The organism is Deinococcus psychrotolerans, from assembly GCF_003860465.1.
GTDB classification, from domain to species: domain Bacteria; phylum Deinococcota; class Deinococci; order Deinococcales; family Deinococcaceae; genus Deinococcus; species Deinococcus psychrotolerans.
Map to the genome: position 1 here is coordinate 104,881 of NZ_CP034187.1, position 14,557 is coordinate 119,437.

Sequence of the window (14,557 nt, forward strand, 5' to 3'; positions counted from 1 at the left end):
CGACCTGGTTGACAATCCCAGGGTTGAAACCCTCATCGTTACCCACAAGTGGCGCAAACTGAAGAATGGACACCAATTGGTTAGATGCCCGGCAATGGGCGGAGGAGCAATGGAGTTCTCTCGACCTTGGGGATAGACGGCGAACAAAGCGAGCTGTCAGCTTAGGGGCGGCACTGGCACGGTTTCCAGAGGGCTCCCTGCCGCAGCAATGTGGTTGCTGGAGCGATGTCAAAGCGGCCTATCGACTGCTTGACGAAGAGCGCTTGAGTCATGAATTGCTATCAGCCGTTCACTGGCAACATACCCGACGGGCAGCGCAGTCTGCGCTGCCCGTCCTCTTCATTCAGGACACAACTGAGCTCGATTTCAGCCCACACGTCGCCACGACTGGTTTGGGTCATATCGGTGACACACGCGGGCGCGGATTTCTGATGCATTCAGCGCTTGCAGTCACACCGACATCCAGTGGAGCCAGCGTCCTCGGCCTAGCGTGGCAGCATGTCTGGACGAGGACAGAGCGACACAAAGGACATGAAACCCGTACAGAACGTGCAGGACGACATACGGAATACGATGTCTGGGCTGATACTGTACAGGCGATCGGCGGTGTGCCCCCTGGTTGTACTTGGATCAGTGTGGGGGATCGTGGCAGTGACGTGTTCAGTTACCTACGGATCGCACGGAGCCTCCAGTGGCAAGTGGTCATGCGGGTGGCCCAAAACCGCTGCGTTGAAACCAATGAAGGTTCACAGCGTCTTATGGAGTGGATGCGGGCAAAACCACCGGTCACGACCACACTGCTGAAGTATCGAGACCCCAAAACCCACGTCGTCACGCCTGTTCAGCTCGGTATCGCCTTTGACACCTGCCAACTGTGTGCGCCCAGAAATGGCCCTGAGCGGGGGTTCCCCGCTCAACGGGTATGGTGCGTTCGTGCCTTTGACCTCGCAACTTCGGGCGATGCCGTGGAGTGGCTTCTGGTCAGCACGCTTCCGTGCCTCACGGTGGAAGCTGCTCTGGAGCGCCTCTCCTGGTATTCGTTACGCTGGAACATCGAGGAATATCACAAATGCCTCAAATCAGGCTGCCGAATGGAAGCCCGGCAACTCCGTTCTGGGAAGCGTCTTCACAGGTTGCTGGGCTTCCTCGCCATCGTCGCTGTGCGTTTATTGTGGCTCCGGAATGCTTCACGTGAAGATGGGGATCAACTGGCTCGCCAGTTGATCCCTGAACCACTCTGCCGAGTAGTCGCCTATCGACTTCATCAACCTGCAACATCCCTAACCTTACGTGTCTTTTGGCGTGCTGTAGCAAATTTAGGAGGGTTTCTGGCACGTAAGAGTGACGGAGAACCAGGTTGGCAGACGTTGTGGAGAGGTTGGATGCGATTGCTTGATCTTACCTGGTGCCCGCCTGCCCCCTCACCCTAATTTGTGGGTAACGATGAGGGTTGAAACCCTGGGATTCTTCGTTGAGCTTGAACGGAGAAAAGCTGAGGCGTTTCAGAGTCTGGTGTGTCTCGCGGTGGTCAAACACCGCCTCCTCAGTCAGAACCGCTGAAATTCACCGAAATGTTCTCCACGGCTTTCCCGATTACGTCTTTCAGAAAGATGTTCGCCGCACTGTTCAGGTCCGCATTGATTCGCAGGCCTCTCACGGTGCGGTACAGTCTGAGGTTCCTACCGTCGTCGGTCCAGTCCAGTTGCACTCCAAATCTTATCTCACCCCGCCTGGTTCAGGCGGGCGAATGAATGGGCCGAATGGTTATTGAGCGGGCTGTGTGGGCGCACCTCCCTACCTCAACTTGGATTTGCTCTCGTCCAGTCTTCAACACTGAGTCCTGGCACACGCTCGAACTCGCTTACGTTGTTCGTCACTAAGGTCAATCCGCAGGCGACCGCCGTGGCCGCGATCTGGAAGTCCAATGGTCCGATCGGTTTCCCAGCCCGTTCCAGCTCGGCCCGGATGCGTCCGTAAGCATCGGTCACCTGTGGGTCAAAGGCAATGACCGCCATCTGCGCCGAGAAGTCGTAGTAGGCAGCCAGATTATGTTCTACCCGTTCGCTTTTATACGCCCCATGCAGCAGTTCGGCTTCGGTCACGGCACTGATGCCTACCTCACCGGGTCGCAGCGTCTCGAAGCGGGCACGCACCGTCTGCGGCTTGTTCTTGATGATGAAGATACAGATGTTGGTATCGAGCAGATACTGTAGAGGAACAGCTGAAAAACTCAGAACGTCTCCCGCTCCTGCGACTCACCCTGCTGACGACCTTCCGGCAGAAAGTCGTCACCGATCCTTGCCAGGGCGTCGAACGCTGAGGCGAGTGTGGTCTGGGGACGCAGGGGGCGAACGATCAAAGTGTCGCCGTGCCGGACGACTTCAACCTCGTTGGCGTCTAAGCGCATGGTTTTGGGCAGGCGGATCGCCTGAGAATTGCCGCTCATGAAAACTTTGGCTGTGGTCATGGATATCACCTCGCGGGTTTAGATGTTGGCCTTTGGAATACTGGATAAAGTATATACTATTTCGTATGCACTTTATCCAGTATTGAATTGGTCTGGCGGAAATCGATAGACCTCCTGCGAAAGTTGACCTGATCCCGGCTGACGCGATGCAAACGACCCTGAGTGTGCTGTTTCAGGAAGAAGCCCCCGTCATCGAGACTGGAGTCTGAGGTGTGGCTTCTGATAGGCAACACGCTACGCTGTTGCCCATGTCCCGTCACGAAAAGTCAGCACCTCACCCCGAACCCCTGCCGCTCGGACTCCTGATCGTCGACGGCCTGGAAGGTGACCTCGCCCGCGTCGAGCTGCCCGGTGGCGGTACCCAGGACATCTTGCTGAGTCATTTGCCTCACGGCCTCAAAGAAGGCGATGCCGTGCTCGTCACTGAAGCGGGCGCAGTGATTGACCATGCCGAGACCCAGCGCCGCCGCGAGGGTGCTCAGACCCAGCTCGATGCCCTGAATGCCCAAGCACCCAGCGGGGAGATCGATCTGTGACGCGTTGGGTCACCACAGGCCTGTTGCTGTTGACTTCCGTTGCGGCCGCCCAAGGTAATCTGACCATCCGCTTCCTCGACGTTGGGCAGGGTGACGCCGTGCTGATCACCTCCCCAGAAGGCAAGAGCATGGTCTACGACGGGGGCCGCAGCGAAACTCGGATGCGTGAGTTGATTCAGCAATACCAGATCAAGAACGTCTCGCTGGTCGCCGCCAGTCACGCCGACGCCGACCACATCACCGGCCTGGTGCCAGTGGTCGAGCAGTTCAAGCCCCAGCTCTTTCTCAACAACGGGCTAGCCGGCACAACCCAGATCTGGAGCAAGCTCACCACGGCCGTTCAGCAAGCAGGAACCAAAGGGCTGGTGGCCATCGACCAGATCATCAACCTGGGCAGCGTCAAGGTGACGGTCATCCCGCCGCCCGGCATGAAGGCTGGGGATCAGAACCTGCATTCCGTCGGGCTGCTGATTCAGTACGGCAACTTCAAAGTGTTGATGACTGGGGACAGCGAAACGGTTGGGCTTGCCCCAATTTCACGTAGTTGAGGTTAAGCGACTGTAGCTTGGCGTTCGAAGTCGGCGGGTGTCATCCCTCAACAAGAATACGGAGACGAACATGACCAAATACAGCACGAACAAACCGGAGAGCGACCTACAACCTGTCACGACCGGACAAGCGAATAACCAGAATCAGTCCCTGTTCGAGCCCCTGAATCTCCCGACCACCGGGCAGATCGGCAGCCTGGAGCTGCGTAACCGTCTGGTGATGGCTCCGATGACCAACTATTCCTCGAACGCCGACGGCAGCGTGACCGATACCGAACTCGCTTATTACGCCCGGCGCAGCGGCGGTGTGGGCATGGTGATCACCGCCTGCGCCAACGTGACCGCCAACGGGCAGGGCTTTCCCGGCGAGATCGGCGTGGACCGCGACGATCTTGTGCCCAGCTTGAACCGGCTGGCGCAGGCTATTCAGGGCGAAGGCGCGGCGGCCGTGCTCCAGATCTTTCACGGTGGCCGGCTGTGCCCGCCCAAACTGGTCAACGGCGACGTGGTGAGCGCCAGCGCCGTTCCCGCCGAGGCTGTAGGGTCAGCCATCCCCAGAGAATTGACCGACACCGAGGTGCAAGACATTGTGACGGCGTTCGGTGACGCCACCCGCCGCGCCATCGAGGCCGGATATGACGGTGTGGAGATCCACGGAGCCAACGGCTACCTGCTTCAGCAGTTCTTCTCGCCGCACAGCAATCGCCGTACGGACCGCTGGAGTGGAGACGTTCACGGCCGTATGGCGTTCCCGCTGGCAGTGGTCGAGGCTGTTCAGGCTGCCGTGCGCGAACACGCCACCCGGCCCTTCGTGGTGGGGTACCGCTTCTCCCCGGAAGAACCGGAAAACCCAGGAATCAGCATGCCCGACACCCTGGCGCTGGTAGACGCGCTGGTGGAAACGGGTCTGGACTATCTGCACGTCTCGCTGATGGATTACCGTAGCCTGCCGCATACCGGTGACGTGACCCGGCCCCGTCTGGACACGCTGGTGGCCCAGCTGAACGGTCGCGTACCCCTGATTGGCGTGGGGTCGGTCTGGAGCGCCGACGACGCGCTGGCAGTGCTGGCCGCAGGCGCGGCGCTGGTGGCGCTTGGCCGCTCGCTGGTGGTTGAACCCGATTGGGCGCAGAAGGTCGAAGCGGGACAGGAAGCCCAGCTGCGCACCGAGCTGACCCCAGACGAGCAGGCCCTCTTGGTGGTGCCGGATCCACTGTGGACGCGCATCCTGAACGCGCCGGGCTGGTTCCCAGTGGCCCAGCCTGTCTGATCGGTGTGCAGATCGGTGCTGAGCGAGGGCATCCAGAGAGCAGGTGACCCGAATACTCAAGCCACCGGTTGTGTGCTGTCACGGGAGGCCGAGGGCAGGGGTAGTCTACCAACCAAACGGTTCACCTGACAGAACCGGTGCAACGTCTGGGGACAAAGGGCTTGATAGGGTGGGGTGATGCCCTTCCAGCCGCTCGACCGGGACCAGCCGGACGTGATCATGATGTGCCGAAGCTGTCAGGCAGAGTGTCTCATCTATGAACAGCAGATCAGACTTTCCATGCCCTGTCCGGTCTGCCATAGCGTGGTTCACCCCCGCTACCAGGGCAGAACGAAGGGCGAGGGGCATGGCTGTCAATTGTCGTTCGGTACCTTTGAGCGACTGCTGGACACCCCGAACACTTCAGCAGATTTCATCCGGTTGGTCGAACACCTCCTTGACCTCCGGCACGAAGGTGACCTCCGCTTCGTGGACATCTCCAGCCACGAGTTGGGAATAGAGGAAGCGCACTACCGCATCCAAAGCCAAGAGGTGTCGCAGGGCGCGATGTACAACCGGGCCATGAACATTGTTCGCTGACACTGCTGCGGCCGACGATCAGCTCCGCGTCTGCATGAACGGCGGCGGCCGGCGGCCAGCAAACGCTGCATCTGTCATCCCTCCAAAGCACCTTCAGCGGCGCTGAGATTTATTTCAAGAAGACCGATTCGAGACCGCTTTCCTGTTGCTGGGAGCCTGCAGCGTCAGGGAACGTCCATTCTGTTGTTCGCATTCCAGCGCCAGATGCGGGTAACGCTGAGCGATGGCCTGATAGACCCGCTCCTTGAGTCGCTGCCGGGCTTCCCGGGTCTCCGGGAGTTGCACAAGACGCGCGTGCAGATCCTGATACTCAGGCGTCTGCTGGCTGGAAAAAAGGTAATGAACGCTCACTCGGTTGAGATCGTTTGCTGGGCTGTCTACCCTGACTGGCTTTATCGGGCGTTTCTGCGCCTTTGCCCAGACACTATGGTGCTCGCAGGCCCGTCTGATCAGCTCCGGCAGCGTGAGATGCTGAATCTCGATGATCAATGCTTCGACCTCTTGCATGACTTGGCTTGGCGGGGGCACGGTAAGCTCCGGCATGATCTGGCCACCCGCTGTCTGTTGCCTTTGCCGCCGAGCCTGCATTTGAGCAAAGTCTGCCGTTCGTTCTGCGGCTTCGACGCGCTCAAGCAGGTACAGCCGTAGTGGAGCGCACTGGAGGTGATACGCCGGCGGCGGCTGCTCGTCAGGTTTGCCAAGCAACTCGCGGGCCATCTTCTCGTTCCAACCACGGTCGCGCAGCATCGTCTGAGTAATCAGCGTCCGGGCAACGCCCTCAGAAGGCGGATCACCGACCTGTTCGGGTTGCACTTTATCATCCATCACTTCAGTGTAAAGGCCAAGCGTCCACTGACGGTGCCGCTGAACACTGATCAAATCTTTGAGTCGGTGTTGCTAAAGCGTGCCGCGCTGATCGAGCGGCTAACGAAGAGTCAAGGTAACTCCTGACGCTTACTATTGATCCCGGCTGAAGTGTAAGACGGTAGATAGCTGCGCAAGAGACGAGCAAGGAGCGTGACCTCAGTACCTGAGATCTTGCAGTTTTCGATCAGATCAGCAAGACACTGTCCAGCATGGCTTTCCGGTGCAGAATCCATAGATGGATTTAGGAGAACAGCGTGCTGGAAAGCTTTTTTCGGCTATCTCATCGACGTTTCAACGCAAGTAGCACCGCGAGACGTTCGAGGTCGTGATGAACCTCTTTCTCGCTGGTCAAGGCCAGCTACTGTTAAATCTCCCTCGGCAGTCAGCCGATTTTGCAATCACTACAGCTGGAATATTCGTGCGGTCATCCGGGCCATGCGCCAACACGCTCTCGATGAATTCGAACGCTTTCGACGTGTGCCTTACAGTCACCAGCAGCGTCTGGAACTGATTGTTGACATGACCTCGCTGCACAAGGAGGGGAAATTTGAGCAGCTTGAACCCTGGATTCACCGCTTCAATGGGGTCAACGGCGTGCATCTGGTCGTGCTCTATCTCTGCCACGGCTCAAGGCGTTTCCCTTGGTCGTTTCTCGTCTGGCGCGGCAAAGGACAGCCGTCGCCAGCGGACCTCGCCCTGAAGATGTTGACTCGTCTCCCCGACGAGCTAGTTAAGCGGCACTCGCGAGTGCCGTTGGTGCTCGCCGACGCTGGGTTTTGTAGCAAAGCGTTTATTGCTGGTGTCGTGCAACTTGGCCTGAAGGTTTCTATCACGATTCCAAGCAATCGTGTGACAGCACAAGGACACCCCATTGGACAGGTCACACGGCAAAGGCAGGCCATCACCCTCCCAGGACTTCCAGATCTTCGACTCTGGCTGTACTGGGTCTGGCTGTCGAATTCGGGCGATGGAACACGTAAGAAACGTTACGTCATATCGACCCTAAACGTCGTCCCAGACACTATCCGGGCCAACGGTCGAAAGCGCTGGCGGATCGAAGCGCTGTTCAAGACATTGAAGAGTCGGTTTGGTCTCCACCGCTCTGGGCAATACACCAAACGGGGCATGCTCCGGTATTGCTGCCTGTGCTTCCTGAGTGATGTCCTCTGCCATCTGGAAACCCTGGAGGATGCATCAGCATCCGCCAGGGTTTGGCCAGACTGGCGAGCGGTCGCACAACAGCTCAGACGAAAATACTGCGGCCTGGTGCGGCTTTCTGAACTTAGGAAAGAAATTCAAACGATAGAAGACGTGCTGGACTGTGTTTTGCTGATCTAACCAAAAACTGCAAGATCTCAGGTACTGAGGTACAGATCAATTGGGATACCGATGTGCAAAGGTCAACCAGCCGCAGGTGAGACATACGAACCGTTCCCCCTGTCTCCTCCAGGCTAATGCAAAAGCAGATCAGTCAGTCGTCGCCGAACTGTTCAGGGAAACAGTCCTCTTCCAGGACAGCGTCCAGCTGAGCGCGGTAGAGCCTGGCCTGCTCTGGCTGCTCACGGTCCAGGTTATCCAGCGCAATCTCGAACTGCTCTCTGAGCATTTCGGGAACGCCGGCCATCAGCACCCGGATCATAAACCGCTCCGCATTCACTGCGGCGAGCCTGGTCAGCAGATCGTTGGTCGAGTGCTCAGAGATCTGTCCCAGCACCGCGTACACATCGAGAAGCTCTTCGATCTGACCGCCGCGGAGCAGCGCTGTGACTCGCGGCGCGATTTCCCGCTGAATATCGGGCCATGCTCTACGCTCGCGGCGGATTTGCCGCACGTGAGCGAGCAGGGTGGTCGTGGCCCAGTTCACAGGAGCACGTTTCAGCTGGGAGTGATCGACCACCGCCGTGTCGTGGGCCAGATCGAGCCAGCCCGAGAAGCGCTCCACTGCGTAGACCCGCAGTTCGTGCAGTGCCCTGGACAGCGCGACGTACAGCAAGTTCCCGGCGTACCGACTGGAGGAGGGGTAGGTTTTCTCGCTGGCATCAGCAATCACGACAGCGGCGAACTCGAGTCCTTTGGCTAGACTCACCGGGAGCACAACCAGGCCATGAAGGTCTTTTGGCGTCAGTTCACTGTCTTCGGTCAGCACCTGGCTGGGCAGGTCATTCCCCGAGAGCAGCTCCCCCATCGCCTGAGCACCGGCCTGATCGGCGGTGATCACCGCGATACTGGCGTGACCCGCGTCCAGCAGGTGGCGGAGGTCAGATATCAATTTCGTCTGGTGCTGCGCCAAATCAGGCAGCACCGTCAGGACTGGGCTGGGTCCTTCCCGCTGGAAGGCGGTGGATTGAAGTGCGTCTGGACCGTTGAGACTTCGCTGAACGGCGTTGCCGAGGTGAACAATTTCGCGGGTACTGCGGTAATTCTGAAGAATCAGGTGCTGACTGACAGCGTCAGCTGGCAGCAGTTCGCTTAGTTCATCCCAGTGTTCGATGCCCCGGTAGGCGAAGATACTCTGGGCCGTGTCACCGACGATGGTCACGGACCGACTGGGGCAGGCCTCCAGGATCAGGGCCATCTGAAACGGCGAGAAGTCCTGCGCTTCGTCGACCACCAAGTGCCGGTATGACGCGCCCTGATTGCCGTAGAGCAGGTTGTTCATCACGAAGAGCCCAGCGAGATCACTCATGTCGATCTCGCTGGGCTGATCTTTCAAATCACCTTGCCTGGTCAGCTGCCGCATTGGGCGGGTGGCCTGCAACATCCGCTGTTCACCCGGTGAGAACAGTTCGCTGGCCGCCGCCTCGAGGTGTTCGGAGCGGAACATCTGCTCGAACAGCTCCAGAAGATCAGGGACCGGCCAGGCCTGCGTGATGTACCGGCTTACTGTCGCCTGCAAGGTTTTGAGTTGGGCTGTCTCCTGCTTAGTTCTGTTGTCCGGCGCAGGGGACACCTTCGCGAAAGCGTGAGCCAGGTGTTGCGTCGCGGCGCGGATGAGCAGGCTCCTGCGCGCCGCGAGCGTGGCCGAGTGGTCGGTGGCCATCCATAACTGCTGGAGGGTCTCCGGCGTCAGTTCATACGCGAAGGGCGACTCGGGACCAGTGGTTTCCAGCAAGACAGGTTCAGTCTGTGCGGCTGGCTCCAGAAGGGTATTTTTAGCGGCGCGAGAACGTGGACGGCGGGGTTCGCCGCTGGACATTCCCTTGTCCTGATCAAGGAATGACAGCTTCAGCGGCTTGACGGGCAGCGGTGGGTGGCTGCTCAGGTGAGTGAGATGCCGTTCGATCAACTGCTTGAACCGCAGCGATCCTCGTAAGCGGGCACTTCGCCACAGCCGGTCGCGCTCTGCCGGCGTCCGCTCTGGATCTGCCAGGGCCTGCGCGACCGGATCGGTGAATTTCACGCTGTCAGGTAAGGTGCGGTTGTTCTTCCTCACCCGCTCCCAGAGCCAGTCGCTGAAGGTTCGCTGGGCAATCCCATTGACTCCCAGCGACGGCAGGAGGTCACGGACGTAGCCCAGAAACGTTCGGTTGGGTCCGATCACCAGAATCTGCTCAGGCTGCAAATTGTATGTGTGGTCGGTGAACATCAGGTACGCCAGGCGGTGGTACGCGACCGAGGTTTTGCCACTTCCTGCCACACCGTGCAGCAGGAGGCTGCGGCCCAGCGGCGTGCGGATAATGGCGTCTTGCTCTGCTTGGATGGTCGCCACGATGTCTTGAAGTCGTGGATCGCCGCGTGAGTAGAGCTGGCGGATCAGAAAATCGTCGGTCGGTGGCGTGGCGACCGCTGCGCCTTGTATGCTCTGCCGGTAATCGACAGCGTCGGAAATCCCTCTCAACTGCTGATCCTTGATTTCCAGTCGCCGTTTCAGCAGCAGCTTGGCCGCGTGGAGGCGGCCCGTCTGCTGAACCCGGTACTGCTGTTCGGCGGCGCTGGGACCCACGAAGAGGCTGTAGAGATCGCAGCGCCAGTCCAGAATCTGCCCCGCCGCGAGCTGTCCCAGGTGGGCGTACCCGAAGTAGACTTTTTGCTCCCCACGCTCGCCCGTGAAGTCCAGACGTGCGAAGTAGGGTTCGTGGCCGTGGTCACTGAGTTTCTCGAGAGTGTCCAACCGGAGTCCTTGATTGAGCATCCGGTTGGTGTATTTGTTCGCTCCGCCCTCGAAGTAGCTGGTCTGCTGTTTCTGGAATGCCTGATCGATTTCCTCAAGGGTACGGCCCAGCACTTCTTTCTCGTATCCCTGCTCCGGGTGTGCTTCAGTCATGGTTGACTGGCAGATTACTGTTCTACCCGTGCTCTGGATATCCCCCCACCGCCGCGCTGTGCTCACTTGGGCTTGCCCCAGATTTGAGAGGCGAGGTGCAGCCGCATGATGTTGCGCGCAGCGTTCTCATCTGCGTCCACCCACTCGTTGTTGCCGTTGAGAAAGTCCCGCTGGCGTGTTCCGCGTGTGCCGCGCAGGTGGGTCAGACTGCAAATCTGACTGGTGTGCCGCGCCGGCAACTTCTCGTACTGAATGCCGGCCTGTTTGAGCCGTTTGGGCAACCAGACGTAGGAGAAGTCCCGCAGTCCCAGCTCACGGCTGCGCTGCTGGAAGTGCGGGGACATCTGGTCGTAATCCAGGTCCTCGTACCCCACGCTGGAAGCGGACGAGAGCAGCACCGTCAAGAAATCGTGGAGCTGCGTGCGGGCCGCCGCGTACTGCAAGCCGAGGTTAAGCCACTGGGCTTGCTGCTGATCGGCGGGATTGGGCAGTTGGCAGCCCGCTTCCGTGGAGGTGAGTCCCGTCCGGGGAATACCCGGAGCGGCGTGAATCAGACCGGATTCGTGGACCGCGACGGTCAGCCGCCGCAGGCCCAGATCGATGCCAGCGGCGGAGCGGGTGACGCCATTGAGCTGCACCGGGTCCGGCACTGCAAAGCCCAGGGACAGCATCCACCCAGTCTTTTTTTCGCTCAGACGGGTTTCCTCCGGCAGCCAGGTGGCGGCCTGCACCGTGGGCGATACCAGCACCGGGTCGAGGTTCAGGCGTGGACCCCGGCGAACAGCTTCAATCAGCCGCTGGTTCCAGTCCGGGTGGGTTTGGTGGAACAGATGCTCCTCAGGCCATCCGGTGCACAACTCGGCGTGCAGCGGCTGAACATCGAACTGACTGAATGCCGGGGAGGCCAGCATCAGCCCCCGGTACTCTTCGGGTGGCAGGGTGTAGGCCTGGCAGCTGAGGATGGCGGGGCCGAAGCGGAATTCAGAATCGCTCAGGGCATGAAGATTGCCGCCGCGCAGGAGCGCGCTGGAAGGCGCGTAGAGAGGGCCACTGGCCCCTTGCCGGTACTCTCCCTGGGTGCGGCTCAGCAACCCGTCGTGGATCAGATTCCGAATCAGGGGAGTGGACTCGCGGCGAACAACCAAATTATACGTAACATTGAACATTTGAACCTCCTGGATTGATCAGTGAATGTGATCCCCATTCGGTTCACCCGAGCGCAGCGATGGGTGAAAGCAGTTGCTTTGTGTTTTTCCCCAACGGCTCAGGCCCTTGCCACAGAACCGGCCTCCCAAGGACATTGAGAAGGCGGAGCTGAATGTGAACAAAGAAATGTCGGCAGCGCTCTGCGCAAGTCGGTGGGGTTGGCGGCGTCGGCAGCAGCCAGACATTTCGCCCGTGACTTTGGGTGTATTCGGCAATGAACACGCGGCGTTTTGAGGACGCCAGAGGCCGGGTGCAGGGCTGGGAATACGCTGTCAGCGATGATCCCGCCCATCTGACCGACTTCACCGATTACCGTCTTACGGTGGGACTGACTTACGGTGAATCGCACACTAACAATACTGATCTTTTAAGTAATACTGATTTCAAGCAAGAGGCCCAAAAATTTCAGCAGACCACGTCAGTCCGGCAGGCTGTCCCGCAGACGAACGGCGAAAGCGAAACGGCAACTGCAACCGCAACCGGTCAGGACCTTGCACCCAGAAAGGACGCCACGCCCACACCGGCTTTGCCTTCACAGTGGAGCGCGTGGACAACGCCGACGCCATGACCGACGCGCCCGACGATGAACGCGGCTACGTGCCGCTGGCCGTCATCGGGCGCAGCGTCCAGGTGGTGCGGGCATGACCGGCGCACCGAGCCTTCCGCCGCACGATGAGCGGGCCGAAATCGCCGTGCTGGGCGGCGTGCTGCTGGACCCCGACCAGTGGCAGGGCGTTTCCGATCTGCCGCCCGCCGCGTTCTACCGTGAAAATCACCGGCTAATCTGGCTTGCCCTTCATGCCCTGATGACCAGTGGCATAAGCATCGATCTGGTCAATCTTGCTGGCCACTTGGAGCGCACCAAAACCGGATTTTCGAACAACCGGACAGCGCTTGATGACGCGGGCGGCCTCACCTACCTGATCGGCCTCAGCGACCAGACCCCATTCGCCTTCCGCACTCCCGAATACGCCGCCACTGTCCGCGACATGTACGCCCGGCGGCTGCTGCTCGAACACGCCAACCGAGTTCAGCGCATGGTCTACGGCATCGAGTGCGATCCTCAGCCCACCGCCTCGGTGCAGGACTTCATGGCCAACGTGCCGCGCCCGGCTGCTCGCGCTGAGAACACCATCATCACCGGCCCCGAGGCGGACAGCGCCGCCGTTGAGTATCTGCGCTTGCTGGCCAGTGGCCTGAGTCCAGCCCTCCGCACCGGCTCCCAGACCTGGACGCCGAGTTCTGCGGCTTCCATCCGGGCAGCCTGACCGTGATCGGTGCGAGGCCCAGCATGGGAAAATCTAGCCTCGCCATCGGGATCGCTGAGCGCGTGGCCAAAACCGGGAAGCACGTGCAGGTGCTCAGCCTCGAAATGCGGGCCTTCCAGATCGCCATGCGCCAACTCTGCTTTGCCGCGCGGGTGCCACTCAAAGACGCGCTGAACGGCGAGGCCAGCGCCGCGCAGTTTGGCCGCATCGAATCCGCCGCTGAGCGCCGCGCCACAATGGGCCTCCCCAACTACCTTGACCAGCCCGACACCACGTTGCAGGCCGTGGAGCGCTTGGCTACCCACCTGCGCCGCAGTGAGCGTCTTGATTTGCTTGTGATCGACTACCTGGGCCTCATCAGCGTGCCGGGCCGCGACGGTGACGAAAACGATACCCAGAAGCTCGGCATCATCAGCCGCGCCCTCAAAACGCTGGCCATCCAGCTCGATTTGCCGGTGGTGGTGCTGCACCAGCTCAACCGGAGCTTGGAGAGCCGCGAGAACAAGCGCCCGCGCATGTCCGATCTGCGCCAGTCGGGCCGGATCGAAGAAGACGCCGACAACATCATGTTTGTTTACCGCGATGAGTATTACGACAAGGACAGCGCCGCGAAAGGAACGGCGGAAATCATCGTGGGCAAGCAGCGCCAAGGGCCACGCAACGTGACGGCCAAACTCAAGTTTCACGCGGAATCCGCGACGTTCCAAGACCTTGCGCCGGAAGTGCAGGGGCACCTGAACTGGTGAGCCCCCCATGCCCGCTGTGCCGTCCGTCAATTCATCGCCGCCCATCAAACCTGAGATTCCGCCAGGTGCAGGGTGTGCGCCCTCACCACCTTGCTGGCCGACGCCGCGCACTGTCTTCTCCGGAATCTCGTCCTCAGCGTTTATCAGCTCCGGCGCGGTGCCCGACAGGCTGATGCCCACCCGCAGACAGTGATCCAGAAAGGCTATCGGCTTCCCCGCGTCCTGACTCTCCAGCCACAAGGCAACTTAGGAGAGTCAGTAATTTTCGCCTGCAATATTTTTTGAGTTGCTCCGCCCAAGGAAATTGCCGCGCCAGACACAGACTGATGACACAGCGCTCTGTCACTCATTCTACAGCAAGATGTTCGAAGAGGCTGCCCCTGGCGCGCTGCCAGACACTTCGGAACATTTCCGGCAACAAATACATCTGTCCCTAGCGTTCTTGGCGCAGGACATCCTCGTTGTGGGCATGTCCTGCGCTGGCTGGACAGCACCAGCAGGTTCTCGGAGGCGTTGGTGTTGGAGTCGCCGTCGATGTGATGAATGACCTTGCTGGGAAGCAGCGGGCGGCCAAGCAAAGCAGAAGCCACTTGTCGGTGGGTCAGATCGACCTTACCCGTCTGCTTGTTGCTCATTTTCAGATGCCCCTTGCGCACCGACATCCCTGGAATCGAGAGGGGAGGCAGGGAAAGGCGGGCTGTTGTGGATCGACTGTACGTGAGATCGGGAATAAATTGTGCTGAACCTGTTCGGCTAAGTCGGTAAGAAAGCCACGGCTCCCCTGTACGTTTGAAGGCGTGTGGGTC

Annotated in this window: 13 protein-coding genes; 8 read left to right on the plus strand and 5 right to left on the minus strand. The window is 59.8% G+C overall.

The window, feature by feature from the left end:
- The first annotated feature begins 65 nt into the window (after positions 1-65).
- Positions 66-1,430 carry an IS4 family transposase gene (locus tag EHF33_RS22105; RefSeq protein ID WP_124873284.1) on the plus strand — a complete coding sequence of 455 codons (1,365 nt, stop codon included), beginning with the start codon at positions 66-68 and terminating at the stop codon, positions 1,428-1,430.
- Between the two features lie 369 nt (positions 1,431-1,799).
- Here the strand turns inward: EHF33_RS22105 and vapC are convergent, their stop codons facing one another.
- Positions 1,800-2,234 (minus strand): type II toxin-antitoxin system tRNA(fMet)-specific endonuclease VapC, encoded by a 435-nt coding sequence (gene vapC / locus EHF33_RS20145; RefSeq protein ID WP_124875620.1) that lies wholly within the window; start codon positions 2,232-2,234, stop codon positions 1,800-1,802.
- The gene (locus tag EHF33_RS20150; protein WP_124875622.1) at positions 2,231-2,467 is read right to left on the minus strand and encodes an antitoxin; all 237 of its coding nucleotides are present in this window, start codon (positions 2,465-2,467) and stop codon (positions 2,231-2,233) included. The genes vapC and EHF33_RS20150 overlap by 4 nt, the downstream gene beginning before the upstream one ends.
- Before the next feature lie 248 nt (positions 2,468-2,715).
- On the opposite strand from EHF33_RS20150, the gene EHF33_RS20155 reads away from it, so the two are divergent.
- The 4 genes from EHF33_RS20155 to EHF33_RS20170 all read left to right on the plus strand — a co-directional run bounded on the left by EHF33_RS20155 (position 2,716) and on the right by EHF33_RS20170 (position 5,400).
- Positions 2,716-3,003, plus strand: a complete 288-nt coding sequence (locus EHF33_RS20155; RefSeq protein ID WP_124875624.1) for a DUF3006 domain-containing protein — start codon at positions 2,716-2,718, stop codon at positions 3,001-3,003.
- Complete coding sequence (locus tag EHF33_RS20160) at positions 3,000-3,551, plus strand: MBL fold metallo-hydrolase (protein ID WP_124875626.1); 552 nt, start codon at positions 3,000-3,002, stop codon at positions 3,549-3,551. The genes EHF33_RS20155 and EHF33_RS20160 overlap by 4 nt, the downstream gene beginning before the upstream one ends.
- Before the next feature lie 70 nt (positions 3,552-3,621).
- The gene (locus tag EHF33_RS20165; RefSeq protein ID WP_124875628.1) at positions 3,622-4,821 is read left to right on the plus strand and encodes an NADH-dependent flavin oxidoreductase; all 1,200 of its coding nucleotides are present in this window, start codon (positions 3,622-3,624) and stop codon (positions 4,819-4,821) included.
- Positions 4,822-5,178: 357 nt separating this feature from the next.
- Positions 5,179-5,400, plus strand: a complete 222-nt coding sequence (locus EHF33_RS20170) for a hypothetical protein (protein ID WP_164473649.1) — start codon at positions 5,179-5,181, stop codon at positions 5,398-5,400.
- 114 nt (positions 5,401-5,514) lie between these two features.
- On the opposite strand, the gene EHF33_RS20175 is transcribed toward EHF33_RS20170, so the two are convergent.
- Positions 5,515-6,225, minus strand: a complete 711-nt coding sequence (locus tag EHF33_RS20175) for a hypothetical protein (protein WP_124875632.1) — start codon at positions 6,223-6,225, stop codon at positions 5,515-5,517.
- Between the two features lie 192 nt (positions 6,226-6,417).
- On the opposite strand from EHF33_RS20175, the gene EHF33_RS20180 reads away from it, so the two are divergent.
- Positions 6,418-7,605: a transposase gene (locus tag EHF33_RS20180; protein WP_124875634.1), complete on the plus strand. Its 1,188-nt coding sequence runs from the start codon at positions 6,418-6,420 to the stop codon at positions 7,603-7,605.
- Between the two features lie 133 nt (positions 7,606-7,738).
- Here the strand turns inward: EHF33_RS20180 and EHF33_RS20185 are convergent, their stop codons facing one another.
- Complete coding sequence (locus tag EHF33_RS20185; protein ID WP_124875636.1) at positions 7,739-10,531, minus strand: HelD family protein; 2,793 nt, start codon at positions 10,529-10,531, stop codon at positions 7,739-7,741.
- A 62-nt stretch (positions 10,532-10,593) separates the two neighbouring features.
- A complete protein-coding gene (locus tag EHF33_RS20190) occupies positions 10,594-11,697 on the minus strand; it encodes a zinc ribbon domain-containing protein (protein WP_124875638.1) in 1,104 nt (367 codons plus the stop codon).
- 681 nt (positions 11,698-12,378) lie between these two features.
- Here EHF33_RS20190 and EHF33_RS20195 point away from each other — a divergent pair.
- Together EHF33_RS20195 and EHF33_RS20200 are read left to right on the plus strand one after the other, a co-directional pair.
- On the plus strand, positions 12,379-13,005 hold the full coding sequence (locus EHF33_RS20195) for a DnaB-like helicase N-terminal domain-containing protein (RefSeq protein WP_124875640.1): 627 nt from the start codon (positions 12,379-12,381) through the stop codon (positions 13,003-13,005).
- Positions 13,006-13,007: 2 nt separating this feature from the next.
- Positions 13,008-13,751, plus strand: coding sequence for a replicative DNA helicase (locus EHF33_RS20200; RefSeq protein ID WP_241191472.1), 744 nt, complete (start codon positions 13,008-13,010; stop codon positions 13,749-13,751).
- Positions 13,752-14,557: the final 806 nt, after the last annotated feature.

What these genes read in the sequence shown, in the direction of transcription:
- EHF33_RS20175 (WP_124875632.1), bottom strand. Translation starts at nt 6,225, where the DNA reads ATGGATGATAAAGTGCAACCCGAACAGGTCGGTGATCCGCCTTCTGAG.
- EHF33_RS22105 (WP_124873284.1), top strand. Translation starts at nt 66, where the DNA reads ATGGACACCAATTGGTTAGATGCCCGGCAATGGGCGGAGGAGCAATGG.
- EHF33_RS20185 (WP_124875636.1), bottom strand. Translation starts at nt 10,531, where the DNA reads ATGACTGAAGCACACCCGGAGCAGGGATACGAGAAAGAAGTGCTGGGC.
- EHF33_RS20155 (WP_124875624.1), top strand. Translation starts at nt 2,716, where the DNA reads ATGTCCCGTCACGAAAAGTCAGCACCTCACCCCGAACCCCTGCCGCTC.
- EHF33_RS20190 (WP_124875638.1), bottom strand. Translation starts at nt 11,697, where the DNA reads ATGTTCAATGTTACGTATAATTTGGTTGTTCGCCGCGAGTCCACTCCC.
- EHF33_RS20165 (WP_124875628.1), top strand. Translation starts at nt 3,622, where the DNA reads ATGACCAAATACAGCACGAACAAACCGGAGAGCGACCTACAACCTGTC.
- EHF33_RS20195 (WP_124875640.1), top strand. Translation starts at nt 12,379, where the DNA reads ATGACCGGCGCACCGAGCCTTCCGCCGCACGATGAGCGGGCCGAAATC.
- EHF33_RS20150 (WP_124875622.1), bottom strand. Translation starts at nt 2,467, where the DNA reads ATGACCACAGCCAAAGTTTTCATGAGCGGCAATTCTCAGGCGATCCGC.